A 22,036-nucleotide genomic window follows, 5' to 3' on the forward strand; every position below is an offset into this window, starting at 1 on the left:
AGCATACGGCAGATATGCCGCGACTCACTCAATTTTGTGCGCAAGTTTACATAAATTATTTACATTCAAAAATACTAAATTAAGCAAATACTGATAATAAATAACCTAAAAGCGATAAAAACGTGCAATTTCAGTAAAATAGTTACAAATTCACAGACAATTCACAGGTAATCGCATTACTGCGCTCAGCATAAGGTGGTTATTATATATACATCAAAAGGAAATAAACTACAAGCAAGTAGTTGAATTTGACTTTAATAACTTAAACCTCTCTTCTTCTCTTCTTTCTCTAACCCCGGTCACGCACCGGGGTTTTTGATTTTAAGGCTGCATAAGAAGCACGCGGTAAGCGAGAGTAAGCGAGAGTAAGCGAGAGTAAGCGGCAGAAACTGAGCACGCATGTAAAGAAACTGCCGCTTTCACGCCAAAAAACGGCAGAAACTTTACAGCCGCGTAAAGAAAAGGTCGGCTACGCGCCCAAAAAAGGCAGAAACTTTACAGTGATGTAAAGAAACTGCCGTTTTATCGCCTTAATCCGACCAAAACTTTACAGCCGCGTAAAGAAAATGTCGCGCGCTGAGGCAAATCGCAGGAATACAGATAGATAACAAAAAAGCCCTCGTTCTACGAGAGCTATTCGCTGGGGTACCTGGACTCGAACCAAGAATGGATGAACCAGAATCACCTGTGTTGCCAATTACACCATACCCCAATTGGCAGGCTTCGCGGCTCTTGGAACCGTTCCGTCTTCGTACCCCCGACCGGATTTGAACCGGTGTTGGCGCCGTGAGAGGGCGTAGTCCTAGACCGCTAGACGACGGGGGCTTTCATTTATCAGCTACGCCTCTTGACGCAACAAATAGCGACTTTACAACATAACAGCTCAATACGCAACCGCGGCGTGTCGAAAATATATTAAACGAAGCATAAAACAAATAAAAAAGCGGAAACGTAGCAATAGTGCCACGTTCCCACCTTGTTCAAATTTTATTTGAGCTTATAAATTATTTGTGATTTACAAATGCTCACGCAATCCAGCCAAACGCGCCAAACTCACGTCTTTGCCCACGATTTCCATGGACTCAAACAATGGCGGAGAAACGCGACGGCCAGAAAGTGCAACTCGCACAGGACCAAACGCCAGGCGTGGCTTGTAACCAGCTTCCTCAACAAGCTTCTTATTCAAAAGCTCGTGCAAGGAATCAGTATGCCAATCAGCAGCATCAACGTCCTTCAAAGCAGCGAGCGCAGCGTCAAGAACCTCGCCTGCAGATTCCTTAAGCTGCTTACGCGCATCGTCATCTGGAGCAATGTAGCCATCTTCGCTTAACAGGCTTCCAACCATTCCAGCGACTTCACCAAGCAAACGCACGCGAGGCTGCACAAGAGGAGCTGCAGCTGTGAGTACTTCGCACTCGCGGTCAGTTAATGCATCCCAATTATCTGCGCTAACTACGCCATCCTTATGCAAGTAAGGCACAGAACGGTTCAAGAAATCTTGCGGATCTAGCATACGAATATGCTCAGCGTTGATGGAAATCGCCTTGTCCAAGTCAAAGTGTGCAGGATTTGCCTTAACGTCTCGCACATCAAACTTTTCAATCATTTCGTCCATAGTGAACACGTCACGATCAGGAGCAATCGACCATCCAAGCAAAGCCAAGTAGTTCAGCAAGCCTTCTGGAATAAATCCGTTATCTCTATGCAAGAACAAGTTGGACTCAGGGTCTCTCTTGGAAAGCTTCTTCTTACCTTCGCCCATAACGTAAGGCATATGGCCGTAAAGCGGAGTTTCCTTAGCAATGCCCATCTCCATAAGATAACGGTAAAGCACAATCTGACGAGGCGTGGAGCTCAAAATATCCTCACCGCGCAAAACCACATTCACATCCATTAACGCATCGTCAACAGGGTTCGTAAGCGTATAAAGTGGATCGCCATTCGGGCGCACAATCACATAATCTGGAACAGATCCAGCTTTAAAAGTAATTTCGCCACGAATCAAATCGTTAAAAGTAATGTCTTCATTTGGCATCTTCAAGCGAAGTGCAGGTTTGCGGCCTTCGTCGCGGAAAGCTTGCTTCTGCTCTTCCGTAAGATTGCGATCGTAGCCATCGTAGCCAAATTCAGCAGGACGACCAGCAGCAATATTACGCTCCTTAATTTCTTCAGGAGTAGAGAAGGATTCATAAGCGTATCCTGCTTCAAAAAGCTTTTGTGCTACGTCTTTATAAATTTCCATGCGCTGGGACTGGCGGTACGGTCCGCTATCTCCGCCAACATCAATGCCCTCGTCCCAATCAATATTGAGCCAACGAAGAGCCTCAACAATCTGCTGGTAGCTTTCCTCGCTATCGCGCTCATTATCGGTATCTTCAATACGGAACAGCAATTTGCCGTGAGTATGGCGAGCCTCCGCCCAGTTAAATAGCGCGGTACGAACCATACCTACGTGAGGTGTCCCGGTTGGCGAAGGGCAAAAACGCACGCGAACATTCTTTGGAAGTTCAGGCTTTGCGGATTTTGTTGCATTATTAGCAACTTCTTGAGTTTCCTCGATATCAGTCATAGGTTCCATTGTGCCGCGCGTTACGGACGTGCAGCATTCGCATCAAACATAAGTCAAGCTAAAAACTAATCAAGCGCCTGCGTAGATTCTTTATTACCCTCAACGTGCGCAAACTTCGCAGCAAGAGCCTCGCGTGACTTTCTATCATCCTCTTCTTTTGCGAGCTTCTTCGCAACTTCAGGATCCCACAGCACGTCTTCACGATGCTTTTCCCACTCTGAAATAAGCAGCGGCGAAATAAAATTGACCAACGCACTTATATCACAATTGCACTTATCGCTAGAATTGCGCACACAATCAACAATCTCACGCCATTGAGCATCCTTGAACATCATTCGCGGCAAACCAGCACACTCACATATTTCGTTAATATATAAGAAGATTGGTAAAGTTTCGCAAATCTCGTTAGTTTTTTTAATTAGATTTGTCAGTAAGCTTAAAACTACAATAATTTTTTGCGTTTCCAATGATTTATTTTCATAACAAGAAACCATTTGTTTCGCATAATTAATTGCAAAGTCAATATCGTTAATACTCCAATTACCTTCAACATTTAACGTATCGGCTGCTGCATTTATTGCATTAGAATCTTCGGCAGAATGAGATGCAATCTTACTAAAAATAGAATTTATATTATTACTATTTTCTAGTACTTCTTCTTCTGCTTCATCATAGTTAGGCTCATAGCATGAATCCATATTGTCGTAAGCATCGGCGGCAGCAAGTAGCGCGTCTACTATTTCTTGCGGACGTCCAGGAATTTCATCCGCGCCTTCATACACAAATTCAGCATCCGGAACAGTAACGTCAAGATTCGTAAGTATTCGTGCTATTGCTCGCATCGAGCGCACCTCAAGATTTTCCGCATATTTTGCGTCGTTATCTAAGTGTCGCGCTTCCGTCAATGGCCATAATTCTGTTAGTTTTGCGGCAGATTGCGCTGCATCATTCAGCATTAGCATACTTTTTTCATTCGTTTTAACATCTTCAGAATCTTTGACAGAACTAACCAAATCAACAGAATCAACAGAATCAACCATTTCAATGCTCCTTCGCATTATATGTTACTTACTTCACTTGCCCAGCAGGATTAACATACGTAATTGAAAGCACACGCAAAGTCTCGCAATCGTAAGTAACAGAAGTAATCGAAGCTAAAGCCGTGTGGCGAAGAAGCATATTATGTTCAGCGTGACCGGTTTCCAGTAGGTGTCTATAAGACCAGATTGGCGACTCATGAGTAACTGCAACGATTTGCTCACCCGGATGCTTACGAACCTGCTCGCGCGCAAAATCACCAACGCGAGTAGCAATACTGCGGTAGCTTTCTCCCCAACTTGGCTTCCACAAATTCGCAACAAGCTTCCAATTGTTGTTTTTCCACAGCGCGCCTTCACCGTAACCTATGCGTTTTCCACGGAAATTATTTCCAGCTTCAATTAAGCGTTTATCTAAAATAATGTCGCTTTCTTGAGATTGCGCAGAAAATTTCTCAGAAGATTGCGCAGAATCTTCGGCACAGTGCGCTTTTACATAGGCAGAATCTGCAATATTGCGCAAAGCATTTTCGATTTCACGCGCTGTTTCACGAGTTCGCTCAAGAGGAGACGAATAAATTGCAGTAATTCCGCGCATTTGCGGAACAGTGGCAATATATTTTGCTGTAGCTTGCGCCATCCTCACTCCGCGAGCCGAAAGATGAAATCCAGGAAGACGCTCATACAACACGTGATTTGGATTATCAACTTCTCCATGACGCACAAAATGAATTGTCGTAGCTGGCATTGCGTTCTACTTTCTGTTTAAAAGATTAAACCAATTACTTGCGGTTTTTTGTATGATTAAGCGACCACATTCCCAAGCGGTGAGCAAAACTCGTATCCTCTTGCGCAACATACCCAGGCTGTTGAGATTTAGTATCATCAAGCAACCACTTTCGTATAACAAAATTCCACACAGCAACAACAACAGTTGCTACAAGTTTTCCTATATTTGTGCGCAAAACGTATACTGCAGAACCGCGTAAAGTTTCAGCCATTCCTAACGTACTAGCCCAAATAATCAAATCATTTATAAGCAAACCTATGACTGCGGAAATAACAAAAATCAGAAGCTCCATCCACTTTGCCATATCTTCACGATGTTTAAAGACGTATTTCATACTGGCAATATAGTTGAAGATAAGTGAGATTACGAAAGAAATCGTACCCGCAACCACATTATTTAAGTGCGCAAGCATTAATAAATTGAGTAGCGCAACGTCAATAATAAGGGCAATAATGCCCACAATTCCAAACTTTACAACCTGTTCAATAAGCTTTTTCATAATATCCATTAAACACGCGGCTGCTAACAAATAACATATAATTGTTACGTAATAAAGCTTACTAAATTTAGCAAAGGAGCGATTATGCCAGTTATTCATACTCATGTTTCTGTAAGCACAACACCTGCCCAGCGCGACGCATTAAAAGCTGCTTATGGCAAAGCAATTAGCGCAGTTCCAGGAAAAAGCGAGCATTGGCTCATGTGCCCATTCGAGGACAATATGCCGATTTATTTTGCAGGAGACAATACTAAGCCTGCAGCTTACGTTGAGGTGAACGTGTTTGGTTCCAGCGTGCCAGGGTCTGCTTGGGAAAAGTTAACTGAGCAGATTATGGCAGCTTTAGAGCGAGAGCTTGGGATTCCACAGGATCGCACTTATATTCGTTACACTGCAACTACTGACTGGGGTTGGAACGGCGGCAACTTCTAAATAAAAAACTGCAGAATATATGAATTACTTCTTAAGAGGAGCTGCCCCAACCGATTCACGCACGATGAGGGCAGTTCCTAGTTTTTTATGCGAAACTGGCAAAGCTTCTTCATCAAAGCGTATTTGATCAATCAAACTTTCTGCAGCCAAACGTCCTTTTGAAGTAATTGGCTGATGAACCGTAGTTAATCGTGGCGTACAAATTGTAGACAAAGGCAAATCATCATAACCAGTAATGGAAAGGTCCTCAGGCACACGTAGTCCTTGTTGTTGAGCTGCTCCAAGCACGCCTAACGCAATAATGTCGCTAAACGACACAATCGCAGTAGGTCTGTATTCGAGATTAGTATCATTCCACATTTTATTGAAAACATCAGTGCCACCCTGATATGTGCAGGGCGTTTCTATAACGGTAATTTCTTTATCTTCTGGTGATAAGTTATGCTTTTTAAGCGCGCGCACAACACTTGCCATGCGCCTACCAACTATTCCTTGCCACCCAGGATAATCAGTATGCGATTTCGTTTCAATTGCCGCAATACCAATATTTCTATGACCTAAATCAATAAGTCGATCTACTAAATCTTCAAAATCATGCTCATCGTCAACTTCTACAGTCGGAACGTTAATAGGTTGAGCAGGATCCACAATCACTACAGGAACATGCTTATTCAAAATTTCAACAACTTCTGCACGTTCAGCTTCCAAGCCGCAAATTATAAAACCACTTACTGCAGCTGTAGGAATAGCTTTTAACATTGAACCTCTTAGCGGAGGAACAAGCATCAAAGTGTAGCCTTCCGACTGGCAAACCTGCCCAATGCCCTGAATCAAAAGTGAATAATAGGGATTTTGCAAAATCGTATCAATACCTTGCGGCAGCAACAAGCCCAAAGCATTCGAAGAATTTGTACGCAATGCTCTAGCTGTTGCACTTCGCACATATCCCATTTCTTCAGCAGTTTGCATAATATGTTCAACCGTCGCCTCAGATAGTTTTGACGGATCATTATATGCAAAAGATACTGCAGACTTGGAAACATTAGCTTTTTCTGCAACATCCTTAATAGTCACTCTACGAACATTCATAGCTTCCCCACTGCTTCACCTTCATATAATATAATGGATTTTTCTCCCATACGATATTGCTTACCTATTATACTTGGCACACCAAATAGCGCACGATCCATACGCACCGGCAAATCATCACAATTGATGTAAGCTCCAGATCCGCGATGCACTAAACATAAGCATGCACGCCCCGAAGGTAAGTTGCGCGTAATACACACAGTATGTTTACCTAAAGCAGCTACATGCTGCCTGCCATATTGGAGAGCAGCGTTTTCTCTACGTAGACGCATTAATTTGCAAACTGTTTTACGAACAGATAAATTCCAAGCATTCTCATTCCAAGTCATAGGAGCGCGGCAACCCGGATCATTTTCTCCTTCCATACCATTTTCATCGCCGTAATACACCATAGGAGCGCCATCAGCAGCGAATAACAGCGCATAAGCTAAATTCTCAGCGTCTTCAGCAGACGTATCCCAAGCATATTCATGAGCTTTTGTACGCGTAAGCAATCGCTCAGTATCGTGACTCCCAAGCAAATTCAACATACAAGAACGATGTTCTTCTGGAATATCGTTATACAAAGCATTCATACCATCTGCAAAATCATAAGCATCCAATGTTTCATCAGCGCAAAAACCTAGGACTAAATCACGAACTGTATAATTCATGGTTCCATCCATAAGTTCCGGAGTAAGCCATTGAGAAGGGTTACGCCATTCTTCAGCTACTAAGTATTTATCATCCCCAAAAGATTTCACTACTTTATGGAAACCCTTCCAAAATGTTTTATTGACGAAATATGGAACATCTAAACGCCAGCCATCAATACCACGATTTAACCAATATTTAGCAACGTTATAGTGATGTCTACGCACTTCTGGATTATATACATTCCATTTTGGTAAATAGTAACAGCCGGAACATGTTTTATAATTCGGTTCCGGATGAGACACTACAGGAAAGCCCTCTACCGAAAACCAATTAACATATTGCGATTGTTCGCCGTTACGTACAACATCTTGAAACGCCCAGTGGCCTATTCCACAATGATTGAATACACCATCTAAAACTACACGAATCTGCAATTCATGAGCACGCTTAATAAACCCATCAAAATCTGCGTCATTACCAAGACGTGAATCAATTTTGAAATAATCAGTGGCATCATAGCGATGATTCGTATCCGCTTGGAAAATTGGAGTAAGATACAAAGCATTGACACCCATATCCGCAAGATATGACAGATGCCCACTGATCCCTTGCAAATCACCACCGAAAAAATTGTCCCTAGTTGGAGATTTATCCCATGATTCTACAGGATTAGGGTTAATAGAAGCATTTGCATTTGCGAAACGCTCCGGAAAAATCTGATAAAATACACTTGATTTTACCCATTCAGGTTGCATGACTTGTTCCTAACAAATAGTAAATTTTACAAATTGTGAACGTCTTAGCACTTCTTCAATCTTTAAGACCTGTAGAAGCGATTCCTCGTTCAAGAGCTTTTTGGAAGAAGAAGAAAATAATAATTGATGGCAAAGTTGACGTCAAAGTTCCAGCCATTAAATAGTTCCATGACGTACCATAACGTCCAACAAAACCACTCAAGCCGATTTGAATAGTACGCATTTCTTCTGCATTTGTAACCAACAGAGGCCACAGAAAATCATTCCATGCAAATAGGAATGAGAATACACCAAGAGTTGCAAGAGCTGGCTTAGAAAGCGGCAGAATAACTTTAATAAAAATACCAAGGCTTGAACATCCGTCAATTCTTGCAGCCTCATCTAGCTCACGCGGGATAGTAGTAAAATGTTGGCGTAGCAAAATAATGCCAAATACATCAGCCAAACGCGGAACTGTTAAAGCTGCCATAGTATCAATCCAACGCAACTGAGCGATAATACCGTACATAGGTATAACTGTTACGAAAGCAGGAACCATGAAAGCAGAAAGTAGCAGCACGAATAATATTTTCTTTCCAGGAAACTCTAATCGCGCAAAAGCAAAAGCTGCCATAGCATCAAACGCAAGGTGACCAACTACAATAATTGCCGACATGATCAAGCTATTAATATAATAGTTTGCAAACGGAGCGCTTTGCCACGCATGCAGATAATTTTCCCAATGCCATGATGTTGGAATCACTGACTGAACGGCATACGTTTCGGCTTTTGTTTGCAACGACGTTGTAAACATCCACATAAATGGAATAAGTACCGAAGCTGCACCGATAATGAGTACAATATGCCGAGCAAGATGCAACGAACGCAATCTCGTAAAAACCTTACTTATTTTCTGCATTACTTACCTTCCATTGCACAAGAGTTACGATAAGAACTAACACCAGCGACGCTATAGCAATTGCCGTACCATAACCGAAATTGCCTAACCTAAATGCTTGACGATACATAAACATTCCTAGTACGTCAGTGCCACCTCGAGGACCGCCTTCAGTAAACACATAAATTAAATCAAATGATTGGAAACTACTAATCAGTGCTTGCACAACCACAAAGAATGTCATTGGTCTAAGCAGAGGAACTGTAATATAACGCAGCTGTTGCCAGCTCGTAGCACCATCAAGACTTGCAGCTTCATAAGTCGACTTAGAAAGAGATTGCAAAGCAGTCAAATATAGAATGATATTAAAACCTAAGTTCTTCCAAACTGTAAGGAGTGTAGTAGCAAGTAATGCTAGCCACTTGTTGTGGAGCCAGTCGGGTCCTGCAATACCTAGGGATGAGAGTACAGAATTTACAAGACCCGATGGATCCAACATATATTTCCACACAATTGCTACAGCCACCGAGGAGGTAACGACAGGAAGGAAATATATAGTGCGATACAATCCGCGAGCGCGAATTGGCGCATCTAGTAATACCGCAAAAAGCAACCCCGAAACAACCGATAGCACAGCTACACCAAATGCATAGATAACAGTCACGGTTAAACTATTCCAAAATTCTGGATCTTGAGATAGTTTCACATAATTCTTCAATCCAATAAAATCTGGATTTACAGAAAACCCGTTCCAATTCGTTAAGCTCGTATAAGCTGCAGAAATAATTGGATAAAAAGTGAAGATGACGAGAATCACTAATCCCGGAAGCAACAATCCCCATGCTGTGAGAATTTGCTCCCATTTACCTACAGTTTTACGACTATCACGAATCAGCTTACCATTACTAGCCTTTGCTTCTGCATTAGCAGCTGACTTGTTCTTTTTCAACTGTACTATCGGATTACGCATGATTACTTACCTTGCGATATTACTTCGTTGACTGCTTTTTCTGCATTCTTTAATGCAGTTCCAACATTTACTTCGCCAGAAAATGCTTTTTCCATTTCCTTTGCGAATGCCAACGAAATCTGTGGATATAGTTTGGTGTTTGGACGAGTATGAGCAGTTGCCATTTGTTCAATATATGGAAGTAAGCGAGGCTCTTTCTTTTCAACCCATGAACGATACTCTGCATTGTTAGCAGCACTCTTTGTCGCAGGCAGGAAACCAGTAGATTCACACCAATCAAGCACTTGCTTGTCTTGCAAGAACCAAGTCACAAATTCAGCAGCAGCTTTTACTTTTGCATCATCATTGTTAAACAACATGGCTTGTTCTCCGCCAAGATTAGTAGATGGTTTACCACCTTCAGGAGTTGGTAAAGGAGCTGCAGCAAAATCAAATGGAGGATCCGCTGCCCAAATACCTACCATCCAAGAACCTTCCTGAGCAGAACCACCTTTACCTTTTTCAAACTTGCCCCATCCAGCATATGGGCTCACTCCACTTTTAATAAGATCCATCCAGAAATTGGCAGCTTTCTTACCTGCAGGAGTGTTAAAAGCAGCAGCAGAGTTATCTTTCTTTAAGAATTCACCCCCAGCTTGCCAAAGATTGACTTGGAAGTTCCAGGTAAGAGCCTCACCGCTGTCTCCTGCTTCAGTTGGCAAATCGTATCCTGGAAGACCAGTCTTATCTTTGATTTGCTTTGCCATTTGCTTTAATTCAGCCCAAGTTTTTGGCGGCTTATCTGGATCTAAACCAGCCTTCTTAAATATTGTGCGATTGTACATATAAGCAAGATTATTGGCTGACATTGGAACGGATACTAAGCGACCATCAATTGACCCAAAATTCTTTAATGCTGGGTTAATATTGTCAATTACTTCAGGCTTGAGAAGCTTTTTTAAGTCTGCAGATTTGCCAATTTGCGCCATTTGAGGCATCCAAATCAAATCGCCTATAGCCATGTCTGGCAAAGTATTTGACGTAGCAGATGCGCGTAATTTTGTTAAGAAATCAGCATTAGGAACATTTGTAGTTTTAATCTCAATGTTCTTGTGCGAAGCATTAAATGCTTTTACTTTTTTATCGAAGGCATCTGCATTAGCGCCATCCCAATAATGCCAAACAGAAACGGTTGTTTTACCTTGAGCATTACTCGTGGAGCTTGTGCCGCCACCACATGCGGTAAGCGAAAGCGCAGCAACGAGCATCACAGAGATTGCTCCAAACTTTTTTAGTTTCAACATCGTTGTTCTTCCTTAGAAATATTTAGAGAAACTTAAAGGTTCTTGGGCATACCGCCCAATGCACCATTTGATATATAGCAACGCCAGACTTCTGCCGCAAACAGCGTCGTTTACTCCTTTCACTCATGAACAACCATTTTGCTAATGCCTCAGCGCCGAGCACTAGACGTGTGCCTTTTCGTATCTTGCTTTACTGGCTAAGCGAGAATTACTTTTAGATTGCACATTATTTTGTTCGTTATTGAAATATACTAAATCGTTCCAATAAATAAGTCAAGCGTGCGTTTTATATAAAATTCGCCATACTTTGCTACGAAAAATTACGCAACAAAATATGGCGATCATTATAACGTCTACGCGACTCTACAAAACTTTAGGATTGCTCACTAAAATTAGGCTCGTCAACAGTAGACTTAGCAGATACAACGAACGAATCCGACTCGTCAAACTCAGCATCGCTTGAATAATAATCATCGTCGCTAGCAACGCTGCCTTCAAGATCTGGACCAGCAGCTAGACGAGCCACCTCTTCCATGTCCTTGTTTTCAAATAAAACCATGCGGACATAGCCAACAACGAATCCAACAACAGCAGGGCAAACCCAAGCCATGCCAAATTCTGAGAACGGCAGCCAGTTTTGAGCAACCACCAACATATCGTTCATATGCAATGCGCTGCGCAAAACAGGCGGCAAACTATTCAAAAAGTCAAATACAGCTGCAACACCAGTAAAACCAAGTGTCCAAGCGTACACGACTTTGGAATTTCCAAAAAGTCGACCGCACAAAGCCAAAAGAATCAATACGATTGACAGTGGATACAAGAACATCAATACTGGAACTGCATATTCGATGATTGTGCTCAAACCAAAGTTTGCAAGGCCAAACGAAACAAGCGTAATCAACACAGACCAAACGCGATAGCTAGGACCCTTAGGGAATAACTTAGAGAAGGTTTCCGAGCAGCTTACAATTAAACCAACTGCCGTCTTTAAGCATGCAAGAGTAACAGTTGCAGCAAGCACAAATAAGCCAACGTTTCCAAGATGGTAACGTGCGACTTGCGCCAAAGTTATGCCACCGTTTTCAGCAGGCTTAAACAGTGCACGGCTACGCACGCCGACAATAACAATTGCGACGTAAATCAACGCCATAAGCAAGCAGCTAAAGAATCCAGATCGCACAGTATTCACTGCCACATCTTTAGGGTCTTTTACACCAAAGGATCGAATAGTACTAACAACTATAATGCCAAAAGCCAAGCTAGCTAAAGCATCCATTGTATTGTAACCATCTAAGAATCCTGTAAAGAATGATTCATTAACGTACTTTCCTATAGGAGCAGCATCCGAAGAAGCACCGCTTACAGGAGAAAACAGCGCAGTAAATACCAGGACGCCTAAGAAAACCAAGAATATAGGTGTAAGAACTTTACCAACCCATGTAAGTATGCCGCTTGGCTTTAGCGCAAAGAAGAACGCTAGTGCGAAGAAAACCACAGAGAACAAGAACAAATACAATTGACCGTTTCCGTCTTGTGGAACAACGCGCTCCAAACCAACAGTGTACGAAGTTGTTGCGCAGCGAGGAATTGCAAAGAATGGTCCGATTGTTAAATACAGCACGCAAGTAAAGAACATGCCGTATTTTCTGCTCGGCTTGCTTGAAAGTTCAAAAAGACCGTTTGCACGACTCATTGCAAGAGCTGTAACGCCCAACAATGGCAAACCAACGCCGGTAATAATAAAGCCTAATGCTGCAGGAATGGAATTGTTTCCTGCGTTAGCTCCAAGGAACACAGGGAAAATCAGGTTTCCTGCGCCAAAGAACATACCAAACAACATGACCGCCACGTACGCGGACTCAATAATTGTCAGGTTCCTTTTTTTCGGGGCACTGTCTGTGCTGACACTTTGTGTTGTGACGCTCATGCTTACACCTCCTATAAGGATAAATTTTGTATTTGCATACTATTCAGCTAAATCTCTGATTTTATATTTTGGATTTAAAGCGAAAATAATATTAGGGGGTATCTTAATAAATTGCATGTACTTAATCGGCATAAATTTACAATCTCGCGCGTGTCCTTAATAAAAATAAAAAGGACGCTGGCAAACTACCAACGTCCTATGCAATCAAAAATGCTTATAGCTTTGCTCTAAATCTTATATAAAATAAGTAAAATCACATCTTTTCTGGAGCAGAAACTCCAAGCAAATCAAGACCAGTTGCAATAACTGTGCGCACAGCAGCGTTAAGCTTTAAGCGAGCTGCAGCACGAGCTGGCTCTGGGCACTTTGCAATGCGCTGAGCTTCGCGCTCAGCTTCCGGCAAACGATTTTCAGGGTCAGTTAACTCCATTGGCACAACGCGCTCAAGGTTGTACCACTTGTGGTAGCTTGCTGCCAAATCCTCAAGGTAATGCGCAACTCTGTGAGGAGCGCGCAAATCGCCAGCTTGTGCAAGAGCTGCAGGCCATTGCGCCAAAGCAGCCAACACTTCACCGTCAGCCTCGGTATTAAGCAAGCTTAAATCAGCGCCATCTGCACTAATTCCAGCGTCCGCAGCATTGCGAGCCACATTGCAGCTGCGTGCGTGCGCGTATTGCACGTAATACACAGGATTATCGTTGCTATGAGAAGCAAGCAAATCCAAATCAATATCAACGCTTGTATTGTAATCGGTGCGAGCAAGTGAGTAACGCGAAGCGTCTACGCCAATTGCATCAACTAAATCGTCAATCGTAATAACGTTTCCTGCGCGCTTGCTCATGCGTACAGGCTTGCCGTCCTTCATAACGTTTACAAGCTGACCAATAAGAATCTGCATATTTTCGCCTGGCTTGTCTCCAAAAGCCGCGCACATTGCCATCATTCTGCCAATATAGCCGTGATGATCCGCGCCAAGCATGTAAATCGCTACGTCCGCAGGATTCTGATCACGGTGGCGCTTGTTGCGATAGTACGCAATATCTGCAGCAAAGTAAGCGTAATTGCCGTCAGACTTAATAATTACGCGATCTTTATCGTCGCCATGCTTGGTGGATTCAAACCAAGTTGCGCCATCTTTTTCAAAAATATCTCCACGCTCACGCAAGTCTGTAATAGCGCGCTCAACTTCGCCATCTTCGTACAGGCTGTTCTCGTGGAACCACACGTCAAAACCAACACGAAAATCGCGCATTGACTTGCGAATTTCAGCAAACATCATTGGCACTGCACGCTTGCGGAACTCTTCGCGCTGCTCGGAATCACCTTCACCAAGAGGCAAACCTTCCTCGTCTTTTCCAAGATCAATTCTTGGCAAAGAAAGAACATCAACTCCGTCTGCTTGCGCTTCTTTTATAACAGCGTCCGCGATTTCGTTAATATACGCGCCTTTGTAACCATCTGCAGGCGTTTCTTCTCCATGAGCAGCCGCTACAAGCGACTTTGCAAAACGGTTGATTTGCTCGCCATGATCATTGAAGTAGTATTCGCGCACAACTTTTGCGCCGTTTGCTTCCAAGACTCGAGCCATGGAATCGCCAACTGCAGCCCAGCGAGTTCCACCAATGTGGATTGGACCAGTTGGGTTTGCGGAAACAAACTCAAGATTCAAAGTTTTGCCGCTTAAGTGCGCATTCTTACCAAAATCAGCACCCTGCTTTAAGACCTCGTCAACAACAGCCGCTGCAGAAGCAGAATCAAGCGTTATGTTAATAAAGCCAGGACCTGCAACTTCTACAGACGCAATACCTTCCGCTTCTTGCAAACGCTCGGCAAAAAGTTCAGCTAAATCGTGAGGCTTCATACCAGCTTTTTTAGCGAGCTGCATAGCAACGTTCGTAGCCCAATCTCCGTGTGCGCGATCTTTTGGTCGCATAACTGCAAGTTTTTCGGCTGCAGGAATCAAATCTTCTGTTAGATTGCCAGCTTTACCGCTTGCTACTAAATCTTTAGCAATTTTTTCAATTAATTCACTTAAGCTTTCTGGATTCATGGTTTACAGTCTAGCGTTACCGCGCGATGCTTCGCGATTACAATACACAAAAAGCGCTGGAGTCGAAGATTGACTTCCAGCGCTTTTGTTTTGCGATTAATTATTTTCGACTACTTGCGTTTACTTCTTTTTTGCAGGAGCTTCGCCGAGTTCGCTTTGAGCAACTGAAACGTTTACGTTAGCTGCATCAGAATCTGCAGATTCAGAATCAGAAGAATCTCCAGCAACTGCAGCCTTAACAGCGTTAAGCTTTACTTCTCCAGTAACGCGTCCAGCTTCAGCAACGTCATCCAAAGTCTCCTCAACAGCCTTGTAAGCGTTTTCTACAACATTCAAAGTCACCTGCAAAATAGGAGTCTTCATAGAAACTTTTGCTTCAGACTTAATCTTTCGCAAAGTAGCCAAAGCTTCACCCGCATAAGCCAAAGTATCCGCAGAAACACCGTTTGCAGCAGACTCATACGCCTTAGCGCATGGCCAGCTAGCACGATGCACAGAGCCTTCGCCGTCATGCATCCAGCTCCACACCTCTTCAGTAGCGTAAGGCAAGTAAGGAGCAAGCAAGCGAGCCAAAGCATCGAGTGCAAGACCAAGAGTTGTGCGAGCAGACTTCACAGCAGCTTCACTTGGAGTGCGTCCAGTGGATTCTGCAGTACCGTAAGCACGATTCTTTGCAAGCTCAATATAATCGTCGCAGAATTCCCAGAAGAAGGTTTCGATTGCTTCCAAAGCCTTAGAATGCTCGTAAGATTCAAGCGCATCAGTTGCGGTACGAATAACGGATGCAAGCTTTGCCATAACAGAGCGATCCAATACTTCCGTAACGTCTGCAAAATCCCAGTCCGCGCTAGCAGGCTCAAGAACCTGATGCTCATCATCTTCGCGACCAATTGCGAGCGCAAACTTTGTAGCGTTCAAAAGCTTAATCGCAAGGCGACGACCAATCTTCATTTGACCTTCGTCGTAAGTTGCATCCAAGCCAAGTTTTGCAGAAGTTGCCCAGTAGCGCACAGCATCCGCACCAAACTCTTCGATTGGCTTATTTGGCACAACCACGTTGCCTTTAGATTTAGACATCTTCTTATGGTCAGGATCAAGAATCCAGCCAGAAAGCGCAGCATGCTTCCAAGGCAAGCAGCCGTTTTCAAGATGTGCACGATCAACAGTACTAAACAGCCAAGTACGAATGATATCCTGACCTTGTGGACGCAAATCCATTGGGAAAGTAGCCTTAAACAAAGCTTGATTTTCCTCACCTGGCTCTTCCCAACGAGTCACGATTTGTGGAGTTAAGGAAGATGTTGCCCAAGTGTCCATAATGTCTTGCTCAGCAGTAAAGCCATTTGGCTGGTCTCGCTGAGATTCATCAAAGCCTTCTGGAACGTCAATAGTTGGGTCGATTGGCAAACGATCTTCGCTAGGCGTCAAAGGATGCTCGTAATCAACTTCCCCATTTTCGTTTACTGGGTACCATAATGGGAATGGCACGCCGAAGAAGCGCTGGCGAGAAATAAGCCAGTCACCATTCAAGCCATGAACCCAATTCTCGTAGCGCACGCGCATAAAGTCTGGGTGGAAGTTAAGTTCCTTGCCACGCTCAATAAGCTCAGCATTCAGCTTTTCGTCTGTGCCGCCGTTCTTTAAGTACCATTGACGAGAAGTGACGATTTCCAAAGGCTTATCGCCCTTTTCGTAGAAGTTCGTCATGCGCTTTGTTGGCTTTGGATCGCCTTCCATATCTCCAGCTGCTTGCAAAGCTTCAACAACTTCCTTGCGAGCAGAGAACGTGGTTTTGCCGGCAATTTTCTCGAACATTTCGCGACCGGATTCATCCGTAATCCAATCAGGAGTCGTCATTACAATGCGACCGTTACGCTGAATGATTGGTCGAGTTGGCAAATTCAAATCGCGCCACCACTCAACGTCAGTTACATCACCGAAAGTGCAGCACATTGCAATGCCAGCACCTTTGTCCATTTGAGCAGCAGAATGCGCCAAAATCGGAACCTTCACCTTAAACAGCGGTGAATAAACTTCTTGACCAAAGTACTTCTTGTAACGCTCATCTTCTGGATTTGCAATTAAGGAAGTGCATGCAGCAAGCAATTCTGGGCGCGTAGTTTCAATATAAATTGGCGTACCATCTTCAAAACGGAACGCAATCTTATGGTAGAAACCAGGATATTCGCGCGATTCAAGCTCAGCCTGAGCAACTGCAGTCTGGAATGTAACATCCCACAAGCCTGGAGCGTCTTTTTGATAAGCTTCTCCGCGAGCAAGATTGCGAAGGAATGCTTTTTGCGCAACTCGGCGAGGCTGCTCGCCAATAGTGTGGTAAGTTTGCGACCAGTCTACAGAAAGACCGAGCCTGCGCCACAATGCTTCAAAAAGCTTCTCATCTTGAGAAGTTAAGCGCTCACAAAGCTCAATAAAGTTCTGTCGGCTTACAGGAACCTGATCCTTAGCTTCAATTTTCTTGCCTTCAGTGCCTTCAAAAGGCGGCTTAAAATCATGGTCATACTTCAACGAAGTGTCTACGCGCACGCCGTAATAGTTTTGTACGCGGCGCTCTGTTGGCAAACCGTTATCGTCCCAACCCATTGGGTAGAACACGTCAAAGCCTTGCATACGCTTATATCGCGCAATAACATCCGTATGCGTGTAGGAGAATACGTGACCAACATGCAAGTGTCCACTAACTGTTGGAGGTGGAGTATCGATAGAATATACGGCCTTACGGTCGCGAGAATTATGGAATGCGTAAGTCTTAGCTTCATCCCAATTGCTACGCCACTTGTCTTCAAGACCATCAACGCCAACTTTGTTAGGAAGAGGCGTTAAATGTGCGTGCTTTACTGTGTTGTTATCCTGTTCACTCATGAACTGAATATTAGAAACTCAGCGCGACAACGCAAATCTTACGCTTTTCTATTTCACAACTACGCTTTGCAATGGCAGAAGCTGATCCGTCATATTCTTCGTATAACCGCTTATATTAGATTTCACAGCCATTATGCTTTTACGAGCATAAAGCCAGTGCGCTGCAGCATTATTGCTTACTTCGCGAGCATATGCACGAGCATTTGCCTCATATTCGCTTGCATTCTTAGAATGAACTGCATCAGCCCAAGCTTGTTGAGCACGCGCGTCTTGCAAAACGAACGGAGAACCGCTTTCTGCAAACATGCCTTCATCTAAAGTACGATTACTAGTAGTAAGCGCAAGATCATACTTACCTTCACTAATACGCTTACGCATAGTTTGTTGATCAACTTCTTCAAGATTGACCTTAAAACCGCTCACGGAACTAATCTGTTTTGAAAGCTCGCGCCCAACTCCACCTTCGCCTTGTGAAACAAGGAAAGTAATAGTTCCTAAATATCTTGCGCTAAAGTAATGGAACAAGGGAGCAGCTTTGCTTGGATTATAAGGATACAATCCATTTAAATCTTCATAACCAGTTGAAAGAGGATCAATAGGTCCTCCTACTGGAACACCACCATTGCCATCAGCTGCAAGTACAGTTTGCGCATTCAAAGCGTATCTCGCAGCTTTACGAGCCTGCTCATCGCAGAAAATTGACGAAACTGTTGTATTTATTGCAACAAATCGCACTCTTGTGCTCTGTCCTTCTACCATTTGCGTATTAGCAACAGCAGCAAGACGCTTATTTTCGCTACCTTCAAGCGGAACTGCCATTTGAATATTGCCTTTTTCCATTGCCTCAGCTAGAGCAGTATCGCTATTGAAATATTGCAAAGTAACACTTGCGCAAGAAGCAGGAGTTCCCCAATATTTATCGTTGCGAAGTAATACTAAAGAATTGCCTTTATTGTAGTCACTTACAGTGAAAGGACCTGTGCCAAGAGCAGCACTTGCATAGTCGATCATTGATTTTGTGTCATACACAATGCCAACGCGTCCAGCAAGACGACGTAGAAGTAAAGCATCTGGATTATTAAGAGTGATTACTAGAGTGTAATTATCTGGATTATTAACGGTTTTAATATTTGAAAGCGCGCTATAACCAGGATAATTATTTGTTATGCCTTGTTTCAAAGATTCTAATACGGAATTGGAATTCATCTCACTACCGTTAGAGAAACGCACGCCTTGACGCAAATTAAAGCGATATGTTAAGCCGTCTTTCGAAATATCCCATGACTTCGCGAGACCCGGTTGCAAACTATTATCATCGCCACGTTTAACAAGAGTTTCGTAAACATTACCAATTAAAGCTTGCTGTAAAGCGTCACTATCGTCTTTTCTAATATCAAGAGATTCAGGAGCAGTACGCAAACCAACTTTTAGCACTGAGTTACTAGCTGGATGCATTATTGAAGCAAAAGGCGAATGACCTTGGTATATTTGCCATCCACACCACAAAATGCCGCTCATTATTACTGACACAACCACAAACACAACCCATGGCATCCAGTCTGTATTAACTCGAGCATGAGCTGACCTGGAAGCACGATACGCATATTTGCCTGTTCTTGACATAACTTACAGTCTATATCAATATCGGAATTGGAAACAACACGCTTTAAATAATTACTGACGGACATGTTGCATTTAAAGGGCATGAAACACATTTTGGATTCCGAGCAGTGCAAATTTTTCTGCCGTGCAAAATAAGTCTATGAGAAAGATTAGTCCACTCTTTAGGAGCAAAATAAGCTGTTATTTCGCGTTCAATAGCGACAGGATTTGGATGAGCCTGAACCTTACGCCAACCAAGACGCCCTGTAACACGTATTACGTGAGTGTCTACAGGAAACCCCGGTAATCCAAATGCGTTGCCAAGAACGACATTGGCAGTTTTACGGCCAACACCTGGCAACGATATTAAATCTTCCATATTTGATGGCACTATACCAGAAAAATTATTAAGCAAGCATGCAGATAATGAAATAATGTTCTGTGCTTTTACTCTATAAAATCCGAGAGGGTAAATAATTGACTCAACTTGAGATACAGGAGCAGCAGCTAAAGAACTCGCGTTGGGAAAAATAGAAAAGAGTTCAGGAGTCACAATATTTACGCGCTTATCTGTAGTTTGCGCACTTAATACAGTAGCAATTAGTAGCTCAAACGGATTTTTGAAATTTAATGCACACTTCGGTTCCGGTATTTCTTTGCACAATAAATCGTACTCTGCATAAATACGAGCTAATTTCGCTTGTTTTGATTCTCGCATATTAGAGCTTCAATAAATCGTTATTGTTCAGGCTGCTTATCTGCATCATTTTCAGAATCATCTTCAATGCTGCTTTCGGAAATTTCGCTATTCTCGTCTGATTCCGAAGGATCGAAGCGATAGCCAACATTACGCACTGTGCCAATCAAATGTTCATATTCAACACCAAGTTTTGCACGAAGCCTACGAATATGGACATCTACAGTACGAGTGCCACCGTAGTAGTCGTAACCCCATACTTCTTGCAACAAATGAGTGCGAGTAAACACCCTGCGCGGATGCTGCACAAAGTATTTCAGCAATTCAAATTCTTTATAAGCTAAATCAACAGGATGACCATGCAAACTCACTGTGTAGCTACGCATATCTACAACGAGATCTCCAGAACGCATAGTTCCATTGTCTGAATTGAAAGAATCATCAATTTCAGAACCTTGCGAATGCACAAATAAATCATCAGAAGATCCGTGTTGCAAAGAAGCCAAACGCAAACGACCTTCTACTTCTGCAGGAGAAGCATTGGTTAGCACAACATCAGAAATGTTCCACGAAGGATTTACTACAGTAAAACCACCCTCAGTTATAACTAATATGACAGGAACCGTAATATTTGCAACACGCAGAGAAGAACACATTGATTTAGCGAGAGCTAAATCCTCACGCGCGTCAAGCAAAAGAATGGTTTGTGCAGGTAGTTTTGCCAAACTTGACGTATCCAAAGAAAGTAAACGCACTTTATGAGATAACAAAGTAAGTGAAGGTAAAACTGAAGAGGGAGAAGCACACGAAGTCATCAATGTGATATCAGTCATATGATGCCTCCAACAAACAATTGATGTAGTAGCAAATTCAGCCTTTACAGGAATTGTAAACCATACTGCGAAAAATAGCGATAAGCGCAACACTTGCGTCTTCCGAAGATAAAAAATATCAACACAATAAAGCGCAGTGCAGGTTATAGGCTACATTAGTAAATAAACAAAGTAATTTGTTAATATTTTATGGGCATATTACGCTTTATAAATATAAAACTTACAGCACTAGGGAGTGTGTATGAGCAATGAAACACGTATCTGCAATGACAAGATGCAGAAAAATGATAATTCTTGCGTAAATGTTCAAAAACATACACGTATACCTAGCATGAACGCATTGGCGATGTTTATAAGCCAAATTTTTGTTGTAGTACTTCTCGCAATTGCAGCGATATTGCCAATTGCAACAGCAAAAATAACACTTATGTTATGCCTTATCATAATGCTTATATTTATAGCGTTGTGGCCACTGCGCGGAAATTTAATTGACAGAGCTATTGCATTATGCGCAGGAATTGCTTCTGCATGGTTTGCAACTGGAGTATTAAAGGTATGGCTGCCAAAAAGCGTCGTCATTGATAACGAAACTGTGTCAATGAGTAAGTTTATTGCTGCAATTCACCCTTACGAACGTTGGGCTGTATCTTTTGCTCTAATTCTTGTAGCAGCAACATTTGTGACATTCTTGAGGCAAATGCTGCGCGAGAATCGCACAAATTTAGTACGAAATCTTTCGCACACGTTGACTGCAAGTATTGCTTGTGCAGCACTTCCGGGTTGGCTATTTTTGCCGTCAATTATTAGCTTTATACCATCGCTTCGCAATTTAAACGCTGGAATACTCGTTATAGTACTGTGCATATTTATGCTAATCGCGCTATCAGGACTTTCATATTTATGGGTTCGCAACAATTATGAAGAATACAAAACTGGAATTATTGCGCACGATATCGCTACTTCTATATTGCCAATAATGCTTTCAGGAATGCTTGTGTATATTGCAGGTCTTGGAATGCTAGTAGCTGCTTAAAATTATTTAAAGCGTATGTAACGTTACGTTTTAATTTACTTTTGAAATCACCTGCTTACATAAAAACGTCGAAA

17 protein-coding genes and 2 tRNA genes are annotated in these 22,036 nt (G+C 42.8%); 2 read left to right on the top strand and 17 right to left on the bottom strand.

The genetic code is table 11. The annotated features are described in order from the left end of the window. Positions 1–640: 640 nt before the first annotated feature. The 6 genes from AC1EK3_RS04280 to AC1EK3_RS04305 form a co-directional block, all read right to left on the bottom strand. Positions 641–712: transfer RNA gene (locus AC1EK3_RS04280), tRNA-Gln, on the bottom strand. A 40-nt stretch (positions 713–752) separates the two neighbouring features. Beyond that, a tRNA-Glu gene (locus AC1EK3_RS04285) sits at positions 753–825 on the bottom strand. A 190-nt stretch (positions 826–1,015) separates the two neighbouring features. Further along, a complete protein-coding gene (gene gltX / locus AC1EK3_RS04290; RefSeq protein WP_480033142.1) occupies positions 1,016–2,578 on the bottom strand; it encodes a glutamate--tRNA ligase in 1,563 nt (520 codons plus the stop codon). A 56-nt stretch (positions 2,579–2,634) separates the two neighbouring features. Further along, positions 2,635–3,609 (bottom strand): hypothetical protein, encoded by a 975-nt coding sequence (locus AC1EK3_RS04295; RefSeq protein ID WP_480033141.1) that lies wholly within the window; start codon positions 3,607–3,609, stop codon positions 2,635–2,637. A 28-nt stretch (positions 3,610–3,637) separates the two neighbouring features. Further along, positions 3,638–4,354 carry a histidine phosphatase family protein gene (locus AC1EK3_RS04300; protein ID WP_480033140.1) on the bottom strand — a complete coding sequence of 239 codons (717 nt, stop codon included), beginning with the start codon at positions 4,352–4,354 and terminating at the stop codon, positions 3,638–3,640. A 34-nt stretch (positions 4,355–4,388) separates the two neighbouring features. Continuing rightward, on the bottom strand, positions 4,389–4,895 hold the full coding sequence (locus AC1EK3_RS04305; protein ID WP_032835361.1) for a GtrA family protein: 507 nt from the start codon (positions 4,893–4,895) through the stop codon (positions 4,389–4,391). Positions 4,896–4,979: 84 nt separating this feature from the next. Between AC1EK3_RS04305 and AC1EK3_RS04310 the strand changes: the two genes are divergently transcribed. Beyond that, positions 4,980–5,327 carry a phenylpyruvate tautomerase MIF-related protein gene (locus tag AC1EK3_RS04310; protein ID WP_004574134.1) on the top strand — a complete coding sequence of 116 codons (348 nt, stop codon included), beginning with the start codon at positions 4,980–4,982 and terminating at the stop codon, positions 5,325–5,327. 24 nt (positions 5,328–5,351) lie between these two features. On the opposite strand, the gene AC1EK3_RS04315 is transcribed toward AC1EK3_RS04310, so the two are convergent. From AC1EK3_RS04315 to AC1EK3_RS04365, 11 genes are all read right to left on the bottom strand, one after another. Then, complete coding sequence (locus AC1EK3_RS04315) at positions 5,352–6,416, bottom strand: LacI family DNA-binding transcriptional regulator (protein WP_032842347.1); 1,065 nt, start codon at positions 6,414–6,416, stop codon at positions 5,352–5,354. Continuing rightward, a complete protein-coding gene (locus AC1EK3_RS04320; RefSeq protein WP_480033139.1) occupies positions 6,413–7,807 on the bottom strand; it encodes a glycoside hydrolase family 13 protein in 1,395 nt (464 codons plus the stop codon). Before AC1EK3_RS04320 ends, AC1EK3_RS04315 begins: the two co-directional genes overlap by 4 nt. Before the next feature lie 55 nt (positions 7,808–7,862). After that, positions 7,863–8,705: a carbohydrate ABC transporter permease gene (locus AC1EK3_RS04325; protein WP_050397215.1), complete on the bottom strand. Its 843-nt coding sequence runs from the start codon at positions 8,703–8,705 to the stop codon at positions 7,863–7,865. Then, positions 8,689–9,654, bottom strand: a complete 966-nt coding sequence (locus AC1EK3_RS04330; protein ID WP_004105644.1) for a carbohydrate ABC transporter permease — start codon at positions 9,652–9,654, stop codon at positions 8,689–8,691. The genes AC1EK3_RS04325 and AC1EK3_RS04330 overlap by 17 nt, the downstream gene beginning before the upstream one ends. Before the next feature lie 2 nt (positions 9,655–9,656). Further along, positions 9,657–10,937 (bottom strand): ABC transporter substrate-binding protein, encoded by a 1,281-nt coding sequence (locus tag AC1EK3_RS04335; RefSeq protein ID WP_004105646.1) that lies wholly within the window; start codon positions 10,935–10,937, stop codon positions 9,657–9,659. A 373-nt stretch (positions 10,938–11,310) separates the two neighbouring features. Then, positions 11,311–12,867, bottom strand: coding sequence for a branched-chain amino acid transport system II carrier protein (gene brnQ, locus AC1EK3_RS04340; RefSeq protein ID WP_480033138.1), 1,557 nt, complete (start codon positions 12,865–12,867; stop codon positions 11,311–11,313). A 253-nt stretch (positions 12,868–13,120) separates the two neighbouring features. Beyond that, on the bottom strand, positions 13,121–14,917 hold the full coding sequence (argS, locus tag AC1EK3_RS04345) for an arginine--tRNA ligase (protein WP_480033137.1): 1,797 nt from the start codon (positions 14,915–14,917) through the stop codon (positions 13,121–13,123). 120 nt (positions 14,918–15,037) lie between these two features. Continuing rightward, a complete protein-coding gene (gene valS, locus AC1EK3_RS04350) occupies positions 15,038–17,797 on the bottom strand; it encodes a valine--tRNA ligase (protein ID WP_480033136.1) in 2,760 nt (919 codons plus the stop codon). Positions 17,798–17,845: 48 nt separating this feature from the next. Then, entirely contained in the window at positions 17,846–19,333 is a 1,488-nt protein-coding gene (locus tag AC1EK3_RS04355) for an ABC transporter substrate-binding protein (protein WP_480033204.1), read from the bottom strand. A gap of 130 nt (positions 19,334–19,463) precedes the next feature. Then, positions 19,464–20,117 carry an endonuclease III gene (gene nth / locus AC1EK3_RS04360; protein WP_480033135.1) on the bottom strand — a complete coding sequence of 218 codons (654 nt, stop codon included), beginning with the start codon at positions 20,115–20,117 and terminating at the stop codon, positions 19,464–19,466. Between the two features lie 20 nt (positions 20,118–20,137). Continuing rightward, positions 20,138–20,929, bottom strand: coding sequence for a response regulator transcription factor (locus AC1EK3_RS04365; protein ID WP_415683245.1), 792 nt, complete (start codon positions 20,927–20,929; stop codon positions 20,138–20,140). Between the two features lie 241 nt (positions 20,930–21,170). Here AC1EK3_RS04365 and AC1EK3_RS04370 point away from each other — a divergent pair, with 241 nt between their 5' ends. Continuing rightward, entirely contained in the window at positions 21,171–21,962 is a 792-nt protein-coding gene (locus tag AC1EK3_RS04370; protein ID WP_415683244.1) for a beta-carotene 15,15'-monooxygenase, read from the top strand. The last annotated feature ends 74 nt before the right edge of the window (positions 21,963–22,036 follow it).

Source organism: Gardnerella sp. C0026F2, from assembly GCF_056590715.1.